This window comes from Solibacillus sp. FSL K6-1523, from assembly GCF_038005225.1.
Classification (GTDB): Bacteria; Bacillota; Bacilli; order Bacillales_A; family Planococcaceae; genus Solibacillus.
On record NZ_JBBOSU010000001.1, the window covers coordinates 4,352,018 to 4,374,702 of the forward strand.

The 22,685-nt window shown below is 36.2% G+C and carries 18 protein-coding genes; all 18 read right to left on the reverse strand.

Features of this window, described 5'->3' with window-relative positions; all coding sequences use genetic code 11:
- Positions 1–49: 49 nt before the first annotated feature.
- The 18 genes from deoD to MHI10_RS21155 all read right to left on the reverse strand — a co-directional run bounded on the left by deoD (position 50) and on the right by MHI10_RS21155 (position 22,680).
- A complete protein-coding gene (gene deoD / locus MHI10_RS21070; RefSeq protein WP_340788987.1) occupies positions 50–769 on the reverse strand; it encodes a purine-nucleoside phosphorylase in 720 nt (239 codons plus the stop codon).
- 361 nt (positions 770–1,130) lie between these two features.
- Complete coding sequence (locus MHI10_RS21075; RefSeq protein WP_340788989.1) at positions 1,131–1,784, reverse strand: SIMPL domain-containing protein; 654 nt, start codon at positions 1,782–1,784, stop codon at positions 1,131–1,133.
- A 1,333-nt stretch (positions 1,785–3,117) separates the two neighbouring features.
- Complete coding sequence (locus MHI10_RS21080) at positions 3,118–4,434, reverse strand: GntP family permease (RefSeq protein ID WP_340788990.1); 1,317 nt, start codon at positions 4,432–4,434, stop codon at positions 3,118–3,120.
- Positions 4,435–4,461: 27 nt separating this feature from the next.
- Complete coding sequence (gene hisD / locus MHI10_RS21085) at positions 4,462–5,742, reverse strand: histidinol dehydrogenase (RefSeq protein ID WP_340788991.1); 1,281 nt, start codon at positions 5,740–5,742, stop codon at positions 4,462–4,464.
- Between the two features lie 194 nt (positions 5,743–5,936).
- Positions 5,937–6,923 (reverse strand): LacI family DNA-binding transcriptional regulator, encoded by a 987-nt coding sequence (locus MHI10_RS21090; protein WP_340788994.1) that lies wholly within the window; start codon positions 6,921–6,923, stop codon positions 5,937–5,939.
- 502 nt (positions 6,924–7,425) lie between these two features.
- Positions 7,426–8,289: an AraC family transcriptional regulator gene (locus MHI10_RS21095; protein WP_340788996.1), complete on the reverse strand. Its 864-nt coding sequence runs from the start codon at positions 8,287–8,289 to the stop codon at positions 7,426–7,428.
- A 210-nt stretch (positions 8,290–8,499) separates the two neighbouring features.
- Positions 8,500–8,979: a 23S rRNA (pseudouridine(1915)-N(3))-methyltransferase RlmH gene (gene rlmH, locus MHI10_RS21100; RefSeq protein ID WP_340788998.1), complete on the reverse strand. Its 480-nt coding sequence runs from the start codon at positions 8,977–8,979 to the stop codon at positions 8,500–8,502.
- 90 nt (positions 8,980–9,069) lie between these two features.
- Positions 9,070–9,234, reverse strand: a complete 165-nt coding sequence (locus tag MHI10_RS21105; RefSeq protein ID WP_340789001.1) for a CxxH/CxxC protein — start codon at positions 9,232–9,234, stop codon at positions 9,070–9,072.
- Positions 9,235–9,398: 164 nt separating this feature from the next.
- On the reverse strand, positions 9,399–10,691 hold the full coding sequence (locus MHI10_RS21110; protein WP_340789003.1) for a S1C family serine protease: 1,293 nt from the start codon (positions 10,689–10,691) through the stop codon (positions 9,399–9,401).
- Positions 10,692–10,882: 191 nt separating this feature from the next.
- Positions 10,883–11,671, reverse strand: a complete 789-nt coding sequence (locus MHI10_RS21115) for an MBL fold metallo-hydrolase (RefSeq protein WP_340789004.1) — start codon at positions 11,669–11,671, stop codon at positions 10,883–10,885.
- A 12-nt stretch (positions 11,672–11,683) separates the two neighbouring features.
- Positions 11,684–12,514, reverse strand: coding sequence for a two-component system regulatory protein YycI (locus MHI10_RS21120; RefSeq protein WP_340789006.1), 831 nt, complete (start codon positions 12,512–12,514; stop codon positions 11,684–11,686).
- Positions 12,501–13,829 carry a YycH family regulatory protein gene (locus tag MHI10_RS21125; RefSeq protein ID WP_340789007.1) on the reverse strand — a complete coding sequence of 443 codons (1,329 nt, stop codon included), beginning with the start codon at positions 13,827–13,829 and terminating at the stop codon, positions 12,501–12,503. The genes MHI10_RS21120 and MHI10_RS21125 overlap by 14 nt, the downstream gene beginning before the upstream one ends.
- The gene (walK, locus tag MHI10_RS21130; RefSeq protein WP_340789010.1) at positions 13,826–15,673 is read right to left on the reverse strand and encodes a cell wall metabolism sensor histidine kinase WalK; all 1,848 of its coding nucleotides are present in this window, start codon (positions 15,671–15,673) and stop codon (positions 13,826–13,828) included. Before walK ends, MHI10_RS21125 begins: the two co-directional genes overlap by 4 nt.
- A gap of 8 nt (positions 15,674–15,681) precedes the next feature.
- Complete coding sequence (gene yycF, locus MHI10_RS21135; protein ID WP_340789013.1) at positions 15,682–16,392, reverse strand: response regulator YycF; 711 nt, start codon at positions 16,390–16,392, stop codon at positions 15,682–15,684.
- A 554-nt stretch (positions 16,393–16,946) separates the two neighbouring features.
- Positions 16,947–18,416, reverse strand: coding sequence for a M23 family metallopeptidase (locus MHI10_RS21140; RefSeq protein WP_340789016.1), 1,470 nt, complete (start codon positions 18,414–18,416; stop codon positions 16,947–16,949).
- A 482-nt stretch (positions 18,417–18,898) separates the two neighbouring features.
- Complete coding sequence (gene dnaB, locus MHI10_RS21145; protein WP_340789018.1) at positions 18,899–20,251, reverse strand: replicative DNA helicase; 1,353 nt, start codon at positions 20,249–20,251, stop codon at positions 18,899–18,901.
- A gap of 12 nt (positions 20,252–20,263) precedes the next feature.
- Positions 20,264–20,710 carry a 50S ribosomal protein L9 gene (gene rplI, locus MHI10_RS21150; protein WP_340789021.1) on the reverse strand — a complete coding sequence of 149 codons (447 nt, stop codon included), beginning with the start codon at positions 20,708–20,710 and terminating at the stop codon, positions 20,264–20,266.
- Positions 20,707–22,680 (reverse strand): DHH family phosphoesterase, encoded by a 1,974-nt coding sequence (locus MHI10_RS21155; protein ID WP_340789023.1) that lies wholly within the window; start codon positions 22,678–22,680, stop codon positions 20,707–20,709. The genes rplI and MHI10_RS21155 overlap by 4 nt, the downstream gene beginning before the upstream one ends.
- Positions 22,681–22,685 lie beyond the last annotated feature (5 nt).

Below are 22,685 nucleotides of genomic sequence, written 5' to 3' on the forward strand. Positions count from 1 at the left end.
CCCCTCGTCTTTTTGTTATTTTAAACAGTTAATCTTTCATAGCCCTTACTTATACTAAATCTAAAGCTATTTCCATCATCTTTGTAAATGAAGTTTGTCTTTCTTCTTGTGTTGTTTGTTCATGTGTAATCATATGGTCACTTACTGTTAAAATTGTTAATGCTTTAGCTCCAGCACTCGCAGCATTTAAATATAAACTTGTCGTTTCCATTTCTTCCGCTAATATTCCCATCTCAGCCCACTTTTTTGTTGCCGTTTCATCGGCATTATAGAAAACATCACTACATAGTACATTCCCTACATGCACCTTATAATTCTTTTCATCCGCTACTTTTTTAGCCTTTTCTAATAAATCAAATGATGCTGTAATTGGAAATTGACCTGGAAGATTGTATTGGTGTGCAAAATTTGAATTTGTCGCTGCACCCATAGCAAGAATAATATCATATAACTTAATATCGGTTTGCATAGCTCCACATGATCCGATACGAATTAAATTTTTAACGCCAAAAATATTAATTAGTTCCCATGAATAAATCGCCATGCTCGGTGATCCCATGCCAGTACCCATAACAGAAACTTTCTTTCCTTTATATTCGCCTGTGTAGCCTAGCATACCTCTCACTTCATTAAAAAGAACAGGGTTTTCTAAAAAGTTTTCCGCGATAAACTTTGCACGAAGAGGATCCCCTGGTAAAAGGATCGTTTCTGCGATTTCGGCCCCATTTGGCTTAATATGTGGTGTTTCTTTTACTTCATTGTTTTTCATTTGATTCTCTCCTTAATAATATTATTAAGCTATGTCTTTTGTAATAGAGGCTTTTTCTATTAAGTGGGACTTACCTTTAATTAAATTTATGGTCAACTTATAGTATTTATTATAACCGAAAATATCAAGCATAAACTTTTTCAAGTATATATTTAATTCCCATACAATGTTCATTACCTATCTCTTTGTATATGCATTACTTACAGCATGGTTTTCCATAACATAAGTTAATACTATAACACTCGGTTCACTAAGAATTATGGATTATAAAAACTCCATTCATTTTACGCAAAATAATGATTAACAGTATCCCCCTCTACCAAATTACCGACAAAGGGGGATTAGTTTAGAATATGCCTCCTTAAAATTGAAATTTAATTCGAACAGAGGCATTAATAGAGATTCTTCCCTGTTCAATAGGTGTTATAAATTCTTGATTACTCATTTGAACCGCCTTATAAAAAATGGGTGTAACATTATGGCTCTCTTCTATAATCTCAATTGGTATTAGTCGCAATGGAATATGCATCGTTTCTGCCATGGATTTGGCTTTCCCTATTGCATTAACCAGTGCTAAATTAAGGGCTTGTTGATAATAAGCATCTGAATCTTCAATTTTAAACTGAATAGCTGAAACATGATTTGCCCCATTTTGTATAGCTGTATCAATAACCGTACCTGCTTGACTAATATCCGTTATTTTAACAGAAATTGCATTTTGCACCTCAAAGCCCCTGAGCTCCTGTCTTCCCTCAATATAATCGTAGTTTGGAGAAATCGTATAGACAGTTGTTTGGATCGCCTCTCTTGGAATATTTAACGCAACGAGTGAATCAATGACGCGATTCATAATTATGGCATTTTCTTGTTGAGCTAGACTGACATCCTTTCCTTCTGTACGTACTTCTAACTGAATTTGAACATACTCAGGCTGCGCTACTATTTCTCCATTCCCTATCACGGTCATTTCACGTGAAACATTAAATGGTTGAAATTGAAATTGTGGATGATACAACGGATTCCGCCTTTCGTGTAATTGTTATGCAATATACTATGCGCTTTAACTAGGTAATTGTTCGTATCAATATTTAATTTTTGCCTTTGCTTGTTGAAAAGTTAATGGAAGAAGTATTTAGATTTATTCAATATTACAGTGTTGCTATGTATAAAAAACTATACCTATATGAATTTATTAATTATGCGTAAAATATGTATTTTTTGCGATTGTAAACAGCCATGCTCGTATATCTTTTTTGCCGCCTAATTGGTAAATGGACTTTAGTGCCTAAAAAAATGTTTCCTGTGTAATTTCTTCTGCAATATTTTCATCTGACTCCAGTGATCTCATATAAAAACAGACATCATGAAAGTATGCTTGATAGATTTCCTCAAAGTCCATGTTTCCCCCCTTTACCTAAACAACTAGCTAGATGTTAAAGCGGTACAAAATTTGCAAAGGAAAATAGACATATTCATTTTATCTGAATATGTCTAGCTAATGATTAAAAAATATATGCGCTTGCTCAAGAACATGCCAATAATATCGCACTTACTTAAGGTACGGTTCTCCGTAATAGGCTTAAGTGCGACTTTTATACAACGCTTAAATATAAATCGAATGTGACCCCAGCTTTTTGTATTCTGTGTAACCTATACACGGAATACATAATTAATTATTATCTCACAGGTTGCTATGCTATACTAATTAAGTAATAAACAATAATTATTGACACTGAATAATGGTAATTTCAGATTGAACAAATTAGCATTATTGGGTGCCAAACCCATTAGAGTTCTTGAGGAACAAAGAATTCTACCGCAACATCTCCTTGTGAGATGTTGCCTTTTTTGTTTCCATGAAATTTCTGGGGACTATCATATTAATTACGCCGAGGCTTTAGTCAACACGATGTTGATCACAAAGGCGTTATCACAGGACGTGACGGGTTTAGCCTTTGTTCTCCTATTCAATCTGAGCTTGAACCCGACTGAATCAAGTTAAAAGAATGAACAAAAGCGCTTTTCCATAAACGCAAATAATAGCACTTTCAATGTTACCTTCTGCGAAAACTTATTTTTCCTTTCTTGAATCAATTCTATAAATCATCTTTTTTAAGTGCTTAGACTTCTCCTGTATGAAAAATTATGTTTTTAAAAAATTAGGCAGCTCCTTTCTGTATTTGTAAAAAGGCATTCATTCGATTAACGGCCAAATTGTAGGCATTATAAATAAACGTCATCGAAGAAAAAGAACGTCTTGGAATGAAAGTTCATTCCAAGACGCTCTTCCTATCATTGAATGGCCTTTTCAGTGCCCTCATTAATTATACCGATTGTTTAACTTGTTATTATAAGCCCATTGAGAAAAGGATAACGGCTAGTATTGTACCAATCGCTGGAACGACAACCGTTAAGGCACCAAACATTGGATATGCATCTTTGTGTGTTTCTCCTGCAATAGACCTAATAGTTGTAACTACATAACCTCCTGATGGAAGTGAATCAAGGGAACCAGAAGATATTGCAACAACTCGGTGTAAAGCATCAGGGTTAACGCCCATATCTAGATAGTGTGGTGCCAGTAAAGGTAAGGCAATTGCCTGCCCCCCTGAAGATGAGCCTGTTAAGCCGGCGATTACCGCTACAGCTAGTGCCCCTCCAATTAAGGGACTACCAGGAATTTCAGTCATAAATGATACTGCTTGTTCAAATGTTGATGTAGCTTTTACCACTCCACCAAAACCAACTACTGCAGATGTATTAGCAATTGCTATAATGGCACCCATTGTACCATCAGTAATCGCCTTTCCAACATTCGTAAAGTATTTACGATTAATTAAATATGTGGCTATACTTCCGCTCGTCAAAGCAATGATTAACGCTGACTGCTTTAAAGAATCATGGAAGATGAACGAAACGCCCAAAACTACAACCAAAGGAATCAAGCTAAGTAATGGATTTGGTAAGTTTTCCTTTACCTCATGATGATCCGTTTCTCTTTCAATAAAAGTTTCACCGTTATTAACTGCTTTTTTAATAACTTTTGTTAACCACCAATAGCCAAAAATCATCATAAATACAGCAACAATTAAACTAACTTGCCAACCTGCATAAGCATTCGTCCCCAAATATTCAATTGGAATCCAGTTTTGAATTTCAGGAGACCCTGCAGAAGTCATTGTAAATGTAGTAGAACCAAAGGCCAATGCCGCAGGAATAAATCTTCTTGGTAAATTGGCCTCTTTAAATAAACTAAGTGCCATTGGATATACTGAAAACGCTACTACGAATAAGCTAACCCCACCATACGTAAGTACAGCACAGGCAATAATAACCGCTAACGCCGCTCTTTTCATACCAATTTTTGAAACAATCCATTTTGATATACTATCAGCAGCACCACTATCCTCCATCATTTTACCGAAAATAGCACCCGTTAAGAACATTAAATACCAAGAGGCAATAAATCCAGAAAACCCTGTCATATAGTTTGTTAAAAAGTTCGCTGCACCTTCTTCAGCTAGTTGTGGAAACAATGGTAATCCATTTAAAACAGTTACAAATAATGCTGAAATCGGAGCTGCAATTAATAAGTTCATCCCCTTCATGGCTAAAAAAATTAATAATGCAAGCCCACCAAATAACCCAATAAACCCTAATACCATAAATTCACCCCTTAGTTCCCTTAATACTTATTCTTTGTTTCCATATCTGCGCACTCGTAATAATGCTTGCTCTGCATGTCCTGCAAAGTTTTCTAACTGACATAAACGTGCTGCATACTCACCAATATAAGCAGAAGCTTCTTTAGTTACTTTTTGATATGTTACAGTTTTAATAAATTTTCCAACCCAAAGGCCGCCAGTATAACGTGCTGCCCCCTTTGTTGGAAGTGTATGGTTTGTTCCAATTACTTTATCGCCATATGCAACATTCGTTTCTGGACCTAAAAATAAACAACCATAATTCTTCATATTTTCTAAGAAATAATCAGGATTTTCCGTTAAAATCTCCACATGTTCAAATGCTAGTTTATCTGCCTCAACTACCGCTTCCTCTAAGCTATCCACTAACAAAATTTGACCATAGTCTTCCCAAGAAACACGTGCCACATCGGCTGTCGGTAATACCTGAAGCTGTCTCTCGATTTCCTTAATTGTTTCATATGCTAATTTTTCAGATGTCGTAATTAATGCTCCTGGCGAAGTTGGACCATGCTCCCCTTGTCCAAGAATATCTGTTGCAATCATTTCTGCATCTGCTGTATCATCTGCAACGACTAATGTTTCAGTTGGACCTGCAAATAAATCAATCCCTACTCGCCCAAATAATTGACGTTTTGATTCGGCAACAAACGCATTACCTGGTCCTACAATCATATCAACAGATTCAATTGTTTCTGTACCGATAGCCATAGCTGCCATCGCTTGAATTCCACCTAGTAAATAAATTTCATCGGCTCCTGCTAAATACATTGCTGCAATCGTTGCATTTGGTATTTCTCCATTAATCGGAGGTGTACAAGCAATAACACGTTTAACACCAGCAACTTTCGCTGTTAGAACACTCATATGTGCCGAAGCAACCATTGGATAGCGACCACCAGGAATATAACATCCTACACTGCTTACAGGTATATTTTTATGCCCTAAAATCACACCCGGAATATTTTCAACTTCTACATCATTTAGTGATGCAAGTTGTGCTTCAGCAAATTCGCGAATATTCTTTTGTGCAAATTTAATATCTTCAATTGTCTCATTCGGAACCATCGCCACAATTTCATGAATTTGTTCTTTAGATAAACGGAATGATTTAGGAGTCCATTTATCGAATCTTTCCGAGTATTCACGTACAGCTACGTCCCCACGTAATTCAATATCTTGGATGGCATTTGCTACGATTTTTGTTACCTCCAAATCATTCATTGAAACCTCTTCTTTCGATTTACCAGCCTTAATAACCTTTACCATAATCATTTCCTCCTTTTAATTAGTGAATACGCTTTCACATGTTTTCAACAATATGTCCACGAACAATGAACTAAACCGATTCATTTTGCATACGTATGCAAAATGTTATAAAAAATACGTATTCAAATCTTGAATACGTATGCAAAAACTTTATAAAACTAGAATATTCGGATAACACTAAATTGTCAATACTTTTATGTTGTTTTTCTCTCAATTAGTTCTCCATTTATCTCTATATTACCTATTCTGTCTGTGTACTCCTCAATTTCTGAAATGATATAATTCACTGTTTCTATCACCATTTCAGATATTGGCTGCTCCCAAGTTGTTAAATTATAAGTTGGCCAAGCTGCCATATCAATGTTATCAAAACCAATAATCTTCGTATCTGAAGGCACTGAAATTCCTTGCTCACGAAGCGCATCTAATACACCTAGTGCCATAATATCGTTCGCTACGAAAATAGCTGAAGGAATATCTCCATTTAAAACAATTTCCTTAGCTGTTTTATATCCCCCATCATAAGAATAATCTGAATGATATACTTGGAACGGAACATTATGCTTTAATAAAATTTCTGAAAAGCCCCTCTCTCGTTCCATACTTGTAGAAGTATCTCTTCCACCAGAAATATAAGCCATATCCTGGCATCCCTTTTTTAGCAAGTATTCCGCGATTTGACGACTCGCTATTAAACTGTTTGTACTAACGGAGAAGAAATTTTGCCCTTCTACTTTTCGGTTAAATAAAACAACGGGTATTTTGTTATTTTTAAACTTTTCGATCACTTTTAATGACAGTGTCGCATCAGTAATAATAACACCGGCAACATTGTAATGTAGTAGTCGCTCGATATCCTCTTGTTTAATTTCATCGTGGTTTGTATGGACAAACAAAATACTATAACCTAACTCTTTAAAATGTGCAGTGAATTCTTTTAAAACTTGTGGGTAAAAAGGGTTATGAACACCTTTCATTACAAGGCCTATTAATTTAGTTTTATTCGTTATTAAACTGCGAGCAAACTCATTAGGAACATAACCTAATTCTTCAGCTGCTGCCAGCACTTTTTTACGCGTTTTCTCTGAAACAGAGGCACCTTCAAAAAATACCCTTGAAACTGAAGATTGTGATACGCCTGCAAGTTTAGCTACATCCTTAGCATTAATCCCTTTAGTCATTATTCAACATTCCTAACCTTATTAAATCAATAATTGATTAAATTATACACTAACGTGGAACTTGCAAATAGGTAAATATTAATTAGCTATTTAAGAAATTCGAATAGATCATACTGTTTATTGTTCTAACATATGCCCCCCCTCATTTTACGAAGTACATCACATTTAATTACGATAGAACACAGCTCCCTCAAAAAATGCCGATTTATATATTTGTTTAAATTTTTTGTACGAGGTTAGCCCAACTAAAATAGTACAATAAATAAAAGTCTAAACATGGTTAACATCACTGGAAAAGGTTCTTACAAAAACATCTAAAAAAACTAAAAGACGAAAAATCTAAAAAAGATTCATTCGTCTTTTTATAACCTCAATTACTTATGATACGGTTCACCGTGACCTTTCTAAATGAGGTTTTATACATATGACACTTTATTCTTCGTGAAAAAATATGAACACCGGTCTATCTCCTTGAAAACAAATTTTATACATTTACTATCGCTTACTTTCTTTCTTTTATTGGCACCCAAATTTCGCTATACAGATTTTCATAAGTACCATCATGCTTTGTAAAAGAGATGTCTGGTAGATTGGCTAGTTCATAACCCGAAGTTGGTAACCATTCCGAATAAATTTTCGCGGTCGTTTCTTGAAGGGTAGCAGGGAATGGTCCTTGGTTAGGGAAAATTGCCCATAAACTTTCTTCAACACAAAGTTGTTCTAAATCATCAAATGGATTCTCTATTGTCGTTGCGAAACCAATCATATGAGTTAAATACCCTTTTTCTCCCAAGCGACCATCTTCAAAATCATAAGAAACATTTAAGACCTGATGAGGATACAAATTTGCTAATTGATGCATTTCATTTCTTTGTTGTTCGGTAATGGACTGGGCAAGTTCTAAAATTGCATTATTGACCCCTTCAAACTGCATTTGCACCTTTTTTGATACACCTACTATATTAAATTTCTCTTTCTTTTCAATTTTAAATTCCATTGATATCCCACCTCTTATATCTATAATAAATGTAAATTTGGGAAATGATTTTTGTATTTTATTTTTCGTTACTTCGGAAGGTAAGAAGCCACACCATTCTCGAAAGGCTCTTGAAAATCCTTCGATTGATTGATAGCCATATTTATAGGCAACATCTGTCACCTTTGCACCGTTTATTAATTCAACATTGGCTACTGATAATCTTCTGTTTTTGATATACTCATTCAATGACATTCCAGCCATATACGAAAACATTCTTTTAAAATGATAATCAGATACCCCGACAATTGTTGATATTTCTTTTCCAGAGACTTCTTTTGTTAGATTCTTTTCAATATAATCCATTAATTGGTTGAATTCTTGTAACATTTCATTTCCCTCCTTCACTGCTATATCATATTATTTTAAGTGATTTTTCACTCGATATTTTTAATACGGATATTATCGGATTGCTAAAAAAAACAGCTTAGAATTTTACTCTAAGCCGTTTTCATATTCTTCTCTATTTTTTAAAATAACATGTGTATTTCACATAACATCTAATTCCTTAACGTGAATATATTTAAATAAAAACCGCACTTACTTATGGTACGGTTCTCCCTTAATAATCCTAAAACTCCGATAAATCTGCTCGATCAAAACCAACTTCATTAGCTGGTGAGGCAATGTCATTTTGCCGAAGCATAGTTTCTCATCCGCGCGCTTTAATACATCATCATGTAGACCTAGTGATCCGCCAATGACAAACGCAACTTTACTTTTGCCGTATGTCATGAGAGAATCTAAATCTGCTGCCATTTGCTCACTTGTTTTCATTTTGCCATCTAATGCAAGTGCGATTACGTAAGTGCCATCGCTTATTTTAGCTAAGATGCGCTCGCTTTCCTTCTTTTTCACGAGTTCCATTTCGGCTTCACTTAATTGTTCCGGTGCTTTTTCATCTGCAACTTCGACAAGTTCCATCTTTGCATAGCTGCCTAAGCGCTTTACATATTCATCAATACCCATTTTTAAATACTTTTCTTTTAGCTTTCCAACTGAAACAACCGTAATATTCACAACTTATCCACCTTTACTTTCCGTTTACAAACAAGTTATACACAAAAGTTATACACATATCCACAGGTCGTTTCTATATATTGTGTAAAGTTATTTACTTGATACAATATATGTTGCCTGCTCTTTACAGTAAGAACAAACTGTGGATAACTTTTCCCCCTCGCCGAGTAAATTCATCATTGGGAACTCTCCCGTTTCTGCAACGTGCATATCTAAAGCGTGATCTATATGGGTTTCACAGCTATATTTTTGCAATTTTCATTCCTTCTTTCTATTCTGAAATTTCCACAAACTTATGCACAATTCACACAATGTTATCCACAATCTATTGTAACAAAGAAAAAACGAGTAGCAAAGGAAAGCTATTTTCCTTACTACCCGTTATTCACAAACTTTATTCTATTTTAGTTATCCACAACTTATAATTGTGCACTATCTGTTAATACTAATTTTGCTTCGACTATTTTCCCTTGACGATATACTTTAACGTTTAATGTATCGCCCATTTCTTTTTCATTATACAAATGTTTTCGAAGTGCGATTGACCCATCAATTTTTTGTCCATCCATCTCAACGATGACATCATATTGTTGTAAGCCTGCTTTATCTGCCGCCGAACCTGGTACAACTTGTGTAATGACAACGCCATTTGTCACTTCAGCTGGTAACTGTAATGTTTGTTGTTGGTAATAGGCTGGTACCTCTGTTAAATCAATTAAAGAAATTCCGATTGCTGGGCGTTTTACTTCGCCTGTTTTTTCTAGCTCTTCAATAACTGGAATTGCCGAGTTAATTGGAATCGCAAATCCTAAACCTTCTACTGAAGAAGCGGCAATTTTCATGGAGTTAATCCCTACTAATTGACCTGCAATATTAATTAATGCACCACCAGAGTTTCCTGAATTGATTGCTGCGTCTGTTTGCAGCACATCTGTTGACCAATCTTCAATGCCATCTTCATTTAAATCCACTGGGACTGAACGGTCTTTACCAGAAATAACACCTGTTGTTACAGAACCGTAAAAATCTAAACCGAGTGGATTTCCAATCGCGATAACTGTTTCACCTTGTTTTAATACATCTGAATCACCGAATGTTGCCACTGTTTGAATGCCTTCACTTGGAATTGAAATGACCGCTAAATCTGTCCAAATATCACTTCCTACATTTTGCGCCGGCACTTTTGAACCATCCTCTAAAGTGACTTCTAATTGTTTGGCACCTGCTACTACGTGATGATTCGTTACGATAAACGCTTGATCGCCTTCCACTTTATAAATTACACCCGATCCACTGCCGGCTTCTTGTGTTGTATTCGCACTTTTATTCCAGAAGTTTGGCATAACCTCTTGAATATTCGTAATGCCAACAACAGCACTCGAGGCCTTTTCGACCGCTGTTACAACATCCGACTTTACTTCTGTTGCTGTTTGGTCAATTGTCGTATTATTTTTATCCGTTGAATTTATTAAAGCTTGATTTGTACCAGGTAATTGACCTGCAAGTGATGGCAAGAGTAACCATAACAACAATGCCCCTACGACAATACCGCTCAATCCCGAAATAAAATAGCCGACTTTACTGCCGCTTCTATTACTTTTCTTTTGTAATCGCTGTTGTCTTTCTACTTCTTCACGTTTTAAACGTTCTTCTAATTCAGTTGTTCTATCATTAATTGTGGATTTTTGTTCGTCCTCTGGAAAATGATTCATCTCAATCATCCTTTCACTATTTTGCTTACTGTTAGAATACACATAAAACATTAAAATTAGATGAAAATTACTTAAATCCTACTTAAAAAGTGACTAAATTTTTCATCTTCTATAGTATTTCCCTTAGAATAATATAGCTTGCCCAACAAAAAAAGAACTTTGCATAATTTCACAAAGTTCTTTTCCCGTTTTTACACGGTAATAAGCATCGTAGGTTCCTCTGCATCCGTATCGTGCAGATGTACATATTCCCCAGCAATAACACCACATGACTCTAATGTTTGCGTAACGCTCATACGTGCTAAATCTTTCATATTGTTATCTTTACTTAAATGAGCTAAATATATTTGAGTTGGTTTTTCTGCAATCACTTCACTCATTGCTACAGCTGCATCTTCATTCGACACATGTCCTACGTCAGATAAAATACGACGCTTAATGCTCCACGGGTATTTCCCCATTTGTAGCATACTAACATCATGATTGCTTTCAAATACATAAGAATCTGCCGCTGCAATATGACCTTTCATGCGGTCGCTAACATAACCTGTATCTGTAATGACAACAAGCTTTCGTCCATCTTGATTAAATGTATAAAACATAGGATCTACAGCATCATGTGAAACGGCAAACGATTGAATATCCAGGCCACCAAATGTCTTCACCGTTTCCATATCGAAATGGAAACGTAACTCAGTTGGAATATTCCCAATCAGCCCATCCATTGCATTCCATGTTTGTGCATTCGCAAAGATAGGAATCTTATGCTTTCGAGCAACGACACCCAGTCCTTTAATATGATCACTATGCTCATGCGTTACTAAAATACCAGATAAATCTTTCATATCCCGATCAATTTTGGCAAATAGCTGCTCCATTTTCTTTCCACTTAAACCTACGTCTACTAAAAAGGAATGTTCGTCATTTTCGACATAGATAGCATTACCTGAACTCCCACTTGCTAAAACACTAAAACGCATTCATAAAACTCCTTACTCTTCTGTATCCTCAACTGTAGCACTCTCTGTTAAATCATTTTGAATATCCACGACTTTCCCATCAACGGCATTTACGAAATGAATTACCTCCGTTTTATCGGATGTTAACACACGCACTTCCCATGTTGGGGCGAATACTTGTGTTTCCGTAACTTGAACAAGCGTCGAGTAGCCTAGATTCATACGAGTTACTTGGGAATCTGGTGGTAATAAATTTTTTCCATATAATATTTGAAGTACTTGGATTGGTGGTAAAATTGATTTTTTATTTTCAAACTTTTCATGGTTTTCAAGGATCGTTTGCTCATATGCAAACACACGCCCCTCTTCATCCCAATAAATTTGGACATAACCTCGTACATTATAATATAGTGTACGATTATTTATCTTTTGGAAAAACATTGCTTGTCGCTTTTCCTCATCCACTTTCCATAAAACATAGGAAGCACCTTCATGGACATAGCTATGTAAAAATTCTGTATAGCTATCCTTCGTAGTTGTTTCCCGTAGCTTAACAGGTTTCTCCATTGTTACAACGAGTTTATTATCATCGACAATTTCTGTACGTTGATTTGCAAAATAGGGCACTTCAGACGATTTAAAGTTTTTAATCGTCCCTAAAAAATAGGATGTTACTTCTATATTTGTCGGTAGGCTAACGTACGTAATGTTATCTTCTTTTAAACGTGACTCAATTTCCGTCGTTTTCCCCAATACTTCCAGCTGCTGTCCCCCATTATAATTATCTAGGTATTGCGAATACAAAAAGATATTGAGTATTAAAAACACACCGATAAAAATAGTCTTTGATCTATTCCAATCCATCGTTAGTACCCCCTAATTGCTCGGGTGAAATGCGTGTCCATTCATTATTTGAAATAATAAACCAGCTTGGATCAAGTAAAAATAACCCTTTCTCTGTATCCTGCTTTAAATGATAGCCTACAATTACTTCATCAATTTCATCAAATGGCTGATCGTCCATATTTTTAATATATTCAATAACTTCCTCTCCAGATGGAAGGTCCCTTGTCGTTCGGAAACTTCGAATATCATTATCAATCGAATAATACGGTCTGCGATAACGATAAATTCGGTTTTCACCCCATATCGTAGTAATACGGGCTGGCGTAATGGAACTATGAATAGGGTAGCCTTGTACAAATAACTGATATTCCGTCACATGCTTACCTACGTTCATTGAAGAAAATCGAAAATCGGCCGTAAACCCTCCGTGATCATTTATAAAATCAAAGCTATCCAACAACAAGCGAGCAGATGGAATCGGTGCAATACTCTCAGCTTGCGGGTACACATAATTCAAAATATAGTTTTGTGTATCGACAGTCATTAAAGATGTCCCATCATTATATTTTTCTTCCCGTGTATTAACGGTATTACGCGTCACAATACTTAAGTCACCAAAGAGTATGTTTTTATAAATATCTGGTGAAGTTTTATCCATAAAATAAGTGTATTGGATAGATTCCATTGCTTTTTGTGCGACATACAATGAAAGCATTGAATCACGTTCCACCTCAATATAAGATTGGTACTCTTTTATTGGTTCCACTACTTCCTCCATAAACTGCATTGAATTGGAAATTTCTATCGTTGAGCGAAGTGAAACTCGCCGTTCTGTATTTAAAAATAACAGCTGCAATTGATTATTGGATAAAACTTCAGTCCAATCTAAAATCAACCGTGTAAAACTCGCATCAGGTAATTCTTTTTCATTAAAAGTTAAAATTCCATTAAATACCTGTAAGGGGACTTCTCCATTAAAGAATAGCGTGAGTCGATTATTCATACGCAACATTTCGTTCATTTGCTCTTCCGATAAGTTACTATTTATCAGATCTACTTCATGAGCATCCCAAGTTGATAATTGATCGTATATATCTTGAATAACATCATTTGAAACGGTGCCATGAAAATGATCATCTTGGCGATATAATAAACGATACGGTTTCAATACATCTTGTAATAGCTTCGTATCGCTAATCATTATTTCATCTACTTGTGCTTCCTCAATAACTGTGTACTCAGGCTTATAATTCCAAATCATTAAGGTCAAAATAATGCTGAGCAAAACAAGAAGGGTTAATAGGTAGGATTTAATTTGTTCAATATATTTCATTCCCAATCCCCCGCTCCATCCAGTTCAAAAGGTAATGTGAAGAAAATAGTTGTCCCTACTCCTTCCTCACTTTCCGCCCAAATCCTTCCACCATGTGCTTCAATCATTTCCCTAGCAATAGCCAATCCTAGTCCAGTGCCGCCCATCGATCGTGCCCGTGCACGATCCACTCGGTAAAAGCGATCAAATATCCGGCCAACATTTTCTTTCGGTATGCCCATCCCATCATCTGAAATCATGACGCGCAACATATTCTCATGTACAGTAACACCGAATCGAATATTTCCGCCGTCCGGAGAATACTTCAACGAATTTGAAATGATATTATCCATTACTTGCGTTAATTTATCCGTATCAATATCAACGAAGTAACTAGATTCTGGTAAAAGGCGCAGAAATTCTACGTTTTTAGATTTAGACATTTCAAATCGATCAATAATATGTGTAAAGAATTTATTAAACTCCACAAATTCAAAGTTTAATTCATATTCTTGGCTATCCATTTTCGATAATTGTAACAAATCATTTACTAAGCGGATCATTCTTTCTGTTTCTGTTTGTGTCACATTTAAAAAAGTAGGTGCGATATCTTTATCTTGCCAAGCACCGTCCGCAAGAGCCTCTAAATAACTACGCATTGTCGTAAGTGGTGTACGTAACTCATGGGAAACGTTCGCTACAAATTCCCTGCGTTCCATATCAATCTTTTCCTGTTCTGTAATATCATGAAGAACGGTAATGAGACCATTTACAAAACCTGTTTCTTTTTGAATAACGGAAAAGTTAGCACGCAAAATATACGGTGCATCACTTGTACTAAAATCTAAACTAATGGCTTCCTTCATATGAATTAAATCTTCAAAGCTATATTCCTGATCTAAACCTAAAACGGACGCAATAGGACGATTCAAAGTGGATTCACGCGTATCATGCAATAAGCTAAGAGCTGGATCGTTTATTAAAATAATCTTCCCTTTACGATCAGTCGCAATTACACCATCTGTCATATTACTCAGTACACTTGCAAGCTTCCGGCGTTCTGCTTCCGTTGTAGATTGAGATTCTTGTAAACGATTTGTTAAATGGTTAAAAGCAATCGCTAATTGACCAATTTCATCGGTACCATAAACACGTACTTTCCGAGAGAAGTTTCCTTTTGACATTGCTTGTGCTTGTTTACGCATATCAGAAATTGGTCGTGTAATGGTACGCGCTACTAATATTCCTAATATAATCGTAATGACAAGAGACACTGCAATACCGGCTGCAAAAATCCGATTAATTTCACTCATTTGCTCAAATACTTTTTCAATATCAGATTCAATATAAATCGCACCTAATACTTCACCATTTGGGGCAACTGTTTCGGTAATTGGTGCTGCTAAAACCCAAACGCGTTGCATCGTTTGTTTATCGAGCGAAATATTATCTTGTATTGTTTCAGCTGACATTGCTTTACGGACAACATCATCATTTGCACGCTGCCCAACCATAGAATGATTCTCATCCTCAGAAGTTGCTATAATACGATTTCGGCTATCAATTACGCGGATTTCATTTATATCATCGGTTGAAAATTCACGCAAAATGGCATCTATGCCCGATTCAGTTGGAGGCATAGATGTAGATGCTGTTTCATTACGTTCCTTTATCATCTCTTCTCGTATACTATATTGAACGAGCTCCATTCTTTGCAAAATAGAATCTTGGAAGTTATTTTTTAAACTATCCTCAAGCTCTTTGGAAAAATAAATACCAATAATTTGAAGAGCGATAACGATTAGCAATACGTAGATCAGCACCAGCTTGACATGTATAGATTTAAAGAAGCTTACCTTTTGCATATAGTAGTCTACTCCTGTTCAGGATTTCGTAAGTAATAGCCCACTCCTCGTCTTGTTACAATCCACAATGGATGGCTTGGGTTATCTTCAATCTTTTCTCGTAAACGGCGAATCGTTACATCTACCGTACGAACATCTCCAAAATAATCATAGCCCCATACCGTTTGCAATAAATGCTCACGCGTCATGACCTGACCGATATGTCTCGCTAAATAATGTAATAATTCAAACTCACGATGTGTTAGTTCAATAGTATCTTCTCGCTTTAACACTAAGTAAGCATCCGGTTGAATTATTAAAGAGCCTACAACAATATCATTCGTTTCTTCTTGGGCTTCCTCTACTTGTACAGGAGCGTTTAAACGACGCATATTAGCCTTTACACGTGCGATTAATTCGCGCGTACTAAAGGGCTTTGTCACATAATCATCCGCCCCCATTTCTAAGCCAAGTACTTTATCAATCTCGGAACCTTTTGCCGTTAACATAATAATCGGAAAATCATATTTTTTTCGTATTTCACGACATACTTCCATTCCATCACGTTTTGGAAGCATAATATCTAATAACATTAAATCCGGTTGTTCTTCTTCTACCTTTTGTAATGCTTCGTCTCCATCATAAGCACAAATGACACGATAGCCTTCTTTAATTAAGTTGAATTGCAAAATATCCGCAATTGGCTTTTCATCATCTACAACTAAAATTGTTTTATTCACACAGCTTGCCCCATTTCCTACTAATTTAAAATTCTATATAATCAACAGTTTTTTTTTATTTCACTTACTTTACTCTAACATGCTTTTCATTTCGTTGCATTATAGAGATGTTTCCAATATGTATTTTCCGGGAAATAATAGATGAAATATTATTAAGATATAATTTGTATTTTCATATGATATGTATGGGAGACTATTGGTCATTTTTATGTAAATCTTTTTCATATAACCTATATAAGTTCAACAAAAGTTTCTATCTTTTCATTGTAAGAATTCTAATAAAGTATGCGCTAGGTTGGGCTGGCTAAGCACAGATGAGTCGCACAGACAATGTTAGCGCAAATCTATACGACTCATCTGTGCGCGCATGTAGCAGGCCAGCCCTAAATTAAATTTTTCCGTTCTAATAAAAGCTTCCTCAATTGAGTGCGTTGCTGCCGTGGGAGGCGACGTATCCTGATTTAGAATTGCATTCTAGAGAAATGGTAGTTTCATAAGTTGAACCTATATATCAAAAAAAGAACGGTCCACCAAAATGGACTGTTCCTCATTAGTTAATTTAAATATGCTAATGGATTTTCTTCTGAACCGTTTTTATGAACTTCAAAATGTAAGTGTGTTCCGGTAGAGCGACCTGTTGATCCCATCACACCGATTGAAGAACCTTTCTCAACAACTTGTCCAACTTTTACACCAATTTTTGACAGGTGTGCATATAATGTTTCATATCCATTATTATGATTAATCACAATATAGTTTCCGTAAGTTGCATGGCGACCTGCCGTTTTTACAGTACCGTTATCCGATGCTTTAATTGTGTAATTAGATGGGCGGGCAATATCAATTCCATAGTGATATCGTCCCCAACGAGTACCCATTTGGCTTGAAATACGTCCTCCATTTGCAGGCCATGCAAATGTGCCTGTCCCAATAGAAGGAACTACTTTTGTACCAATGACAACAATACGGTCTTCTGGTTCAACTAACATTTTTTCATCCGTTTGTACACGTTCTGTACGAACGCCATTTTCTTCTGAAATGACATAGGATACTTCTTTTTTACCGATAGCACCCTCTTGTTTTACTACACTTTTACCTTTTAACATTGTAGCGTCTTCTTTCACAACCTTTGTGAAATCAACAGCCTCTACTTGCTTCTTTTCATAAATCGCTTTTACTGACACGTATGGTTTTTCTACTGTGACATTTAATTGCTGACCGATTTGTAATACAGATTCTGCCGTGATTGATGGATTTAATTGAATTAATTCTGCTGTTGTTAAGTTATGCGCCTTAGCAATCGAGCCTAACACATCACCTGCTTGAACAGCGTATAATTCCTTTTCTATTGAACCTGTTTGTAATAATTGAATCGCTTCATTAACTGTTACAATTTCTGCTGGTGTTACTTCAACTTGTTCACCCTTTACCTCCGTTGATAATTTTACATCAACAATTCGTGTTTCAGAATCCTTTAATGGGGGTAAAGAAGCTGTAGCTGGTCTTGCATCTAATTCACTTAATTGTGTTGGCGAAACATATTGAAGCTTCAATCCATTAATTGCTGCCTCAAATTCGTTTTCATTCTTTAAAAAAGCCACATCATTGCCATCTACTTGTATTGAATAGGCTTGCGCATGAACTTTAATGCTATCTTGTAATTTCTTTAATGTTGCTTGTTCATCTGTGTCTACGCTAAATACTTGTTCAGGTATTATTTTAATATTTGAACCCGCATCAACCGTCAATTCTTTAAATTGATTGCTCGCTTCTTTTTCTTTTTGTTCAATAATTTGTTGGACTGCTGCTTCATCTGCAACTGCACCAATATATGAATTTCCTACATATACGTGGAAAATTTTATCAAATTCATCTTTACTCGTCTCGTTGGCGAAACCTAAATTAAGCGTCACCGTTGATATTAATAGTGCAAAGATCGTGGCTGTTTTAAATTTTACACTATGACGTTTCACAAGACTTAGACTTGATGTTTTGAAGTCTAACTTTCTCTTTTTCGAAATCATGGTAAAGCCCCTTCCAAAATAACATTTCATTTATTGTATAGAATTACTTTTATAATCAGTTACGACGTAGTCTTCTTAACCTAAGTTCCACTACCTCAGCCGAAATTTGTATCTCCACTGAATAGAGTAATCTATTTAGGTATTTATCTCCCGCTTATAAAAATACGGGACTTCTATTAAAACAGGGTAAAATCACACCTCGTTAATGTACCATATTTCTTAATTCAAATGAACTACTTTGTACTTTTTGTAATGAAATTGTATTATTCCCTTGTTTTTTGTTATACATCAAGTAATAGACTTCTTTCTATTTTTATATTCAAAATAACATAGAATTTATTTAATATTTTCCCATAATCATATTAATCTGGATTACCCGTTCGTAGGTATTTACTCATGTATATTATGGATTTTAAAGGATATTACACAAAAAAAACCACCACTTTAAATGTCAAAGTGATGGTTTCCTGTATTTTATTTAGTTATTCTTCCCTTTGTGGTGGTGTAAATTCAAGATTTAAGAATTTATTATATTCTTTACGGAATGCAAGGCTTACCGTACCGGTTGGACCGTTACGCTGCTTGGCTATAATAATTTCGATAATATCTTTACTCTCAGTTTCTTTGTCATAATAATCATCACGATATAAAAAGGCGACAATATCGGCATCTTGCTCAATTGAACCCGATTCACGAAGGTCACTCATCATCGGTCGTTTATCTTGACGTTGCTCTACACCACGGGAAAGCTGAGATAGTGCAATAACTGGAACTTGCAACTCACGCGCTAATCCTTTTAGGGAACGTGAAATTTCTGATACTTCCTGTTGACGGTTTTCTCCTGGTTTCCCACTACCTAAAATAAGTTGTAAGTAATCGATTAAAATCATGCCTAGCCCATTTTCCTTCGCTAGACGTCTGCATTTTGCTCGAATATCCGTCATCCGTACACCAGGACTATCATCAATAAAAATACCCGAGTTCGAAAGACTTCCCATCGCCATTGTTAACTTACGCCAATCTTCAGGTTCTAGAGCTCCTGTACGTAAGCGTTGTGCATCAATATTTCCCTCCGCACATAACATACGCATAACAAGTTGATCTGCACCCATCTCCAGTGAGAATATCGCTACATTTTCACGTGCTTTTACAGCAACGCTTTGTGCTACGTTTAGTGCAAAGGCTGTTTTACCAACTGATGGACGTGCCGCAACAATAATTAAATCATTGCGTTGGAAACCAGCAGTCATATGGTCTAAATCACGGAAGCCTGTTGGAATCCCCGTTACATCTCCTTCACGTGATTGGAGCTGTTCAATATTATCAAAAGTTTGAACTAAAACATCTTTTACATGCTTAAAGTCTCCAGCGTTTTTACGATTAGATACTTCAAGCATTTTCTTTTCCGCTTCAGCTAATAGGATTTCTACCTCGTCTTCCCGCGTATAGCCATCTTCTGCAATTTTCGTTGCAACGCGAATTAAACGACGTAATAATGCCTTCTCCTCAACGATTTTTGCATAATGTGCAATATTCGCGGCTGTTGGAACTGCACTTGCAAGCTCTGTTAAATAGCTAAGTCCGCCTACATCTTCAAGTTCCTTTTTTGCTGAAAGCTCTTCTGTTACAGTAACAACGTCTATCGCTTTTCCCTTATCGCTTAACGTCAGCATCGTCTGGAAAATCTTTTGATGTGCGATATGATAAAAATCATCTGCCATAACGATTTCGGATGCTGTGATAAGTGCTTGTGGTTCAAGGAATATCGCGCCAATTACCGATTGCTCGGCTTCATGATTATGTGGCGGAACGCGGTCCATCATGGATTCGTTCATAGTTGTCGCTCCTTATTCTTCAATTACATGTACTTTTAACGTAGCCTTTACATCTAAGTGTAATTTTACTGGAATGTTCGCAAAGCCTAATGAACGAATACCGTCATTGCACTCCATTTTACGTTTATCGACTTTAAAGCCATGTTTCTTTAATAGTGCATCCGCTACTTGTTTTGTTGATACAGAACCAAATAAACGGCCGCCTTCTCCAGACTTAGCTTTAATCTCTACTGTAATTGCTTCTAATTGTTCTTTTAAATCTTTTGCTGCTTGTAATTCAGCCGCTGCATTTTTTTCTTCTAAACGTTTTTGTCCTTGTAATTCACTCATTGCTTGGTTGTTTGCTTCTTTCGCATGACCGTTTTTAATTAAAAAGTTGCGTGCATACCCTTCTGCTACATCTTTAACTTCACCTTTTTTACCTCTACCTTTTACATCTTTTAAGAATACGACTTTCATTGTTCATTACTCCCTTCGACTATTTCATTAATTGCTTCAATTAAGTAATTTTTCACTTCACCAATTGAGTTTGCTTCCATTTGTGTTGCCGCGTTCGTTAAATGTCCTCCACCACCGAGCTTCTCCATAATGAGCTGGACATTGACTTCTCCAAGCGAACGGGCACTTATCCCAATGAGGCCATCACTACGATGGGCAATAACAAATGATGCCGAAACATCCTTCATCGTCAGTAAAATATCTGCAGTTTGTGCGATTAATACTGAATCATATGCTTTATTATCTTCTCCATTCGCAATGGCAATTCCTTTATGAGGGAATTGTACCGTTTGAATAATTTTTGAACGGGCAACATACGTATCTACATCTTCCTTTAAAAGACGTTGAATTAAGATTGTATCTGCTCCACGTGTCCGTAAATAGGAAGCAGCTTCAAATGTGCGGGCGCCCGTTCGTAATGTGAAGCTTTTCGTATCGACAATAATCCCTGACAATAATGCCGTTGCTTCGAGCATTGCTAATTTTTCTAGTTGTGGTTGGTATTCCAATAATTCCGTTACGAGCTCCGCAGTGGACGATGCATATGGCTCCATATAGACAAGCGTCGGATTTTCAATGAATTCTTCACCGCGACGATGATGGTCAATCACGACTACTTTGTCCGTTTTACTAAGTAATCGCTGATCCACTGCCATACTCGGTTTATGGGTATCAACAACAATGACTAGCGATTTCGACGTAATTTTAGATAGTGCTTCTTCTGGTGTAATGAAACAGTCATAGAAATCCGTCTTTTCTTTGATTTCATCCATCAGACGCCCTACACTGCCTCGCACTTCATCAAAGTTAACGACAACATAACCATCAATTTCATTCATTACTGCCATTTTGCGTACACCTACACAGGCGCCGATAGAATCCATATCCGGATGTTTATGTCCCATAACAAAGATCCTATCACTATCCTGAATTAAATCACGTAAAGCGTGTGAAATGACACGTGCACGTACTCTTGTGCGCTTTTCTACAGGGTTTGTTTTCCCTCCATAGAAACGTAACTTTCCATTTGGCTGTTTAATCGCTACTTGGTCGCCACCACGCCCCAAAACTAAATCGAGACTGGATTGTGCAAGTTGCCCTAACTCTACTAAAGAAGCTGAACCATTACCAACCCCAACACTTAATGTTAATGAAAGGTTTTTCTGCAACGTCTTTTCACGCATAACATCTAAAATTGAGAAGCGCTTTTGCTCTAATTCGCTTAAGATTGATTCATTTAAAACGGCGATGAATCGATCGGATGCAATTCGTTTTGCATAAATACCGTAATGCGCGGACCATTCATTAATAATAGAAGTAACCATCGTATTCGTTAAGCTGCGTGATTGATCATCCATACCCGATGTAATTTCATCATAATTATCAATGAATAAAATAGCTAACACCGTTTGGTCTGCAAAATATTGCGTTTCCATTTCTACTTGCTCTGTCACATCAAAGAAGTAAAGCAGCTTTTCTTCCTTCTTATAAAACACACGATATTTTCGATCGCGGATAGTAATCGTCATTTCACTCTTCTGTTCTTGATTGATTAACGTATATAAACTTTCTGATAAAGCAAACAAATCATGACCGATTAACGTATCCGTATCAAGCATTTTCAACATAAATGGATTCGCCCATTCAATAGCAAATTGGTCATTAATTAGTAAAATCCCAATCGGCATTTCTAAAAAGGCCTCTTCGCCAACCTTCTTCATTCGAAAAGAAAGCGATTCAATATGCTTTTCTGTTTCCATATACGTAATCGCTTCCACTTTCCAAGCATATACAATGAATACAGTAAAAATTAAAGTATAGGCAATACCAATCCATAAACTCCAACTTACCATAAGGATAGCTGTAACTATACCGAGTGCGGATAGTGCTATAAGTGGGTATCGAATTGGTCTTTGACGAATAGTCCCCATTTAAA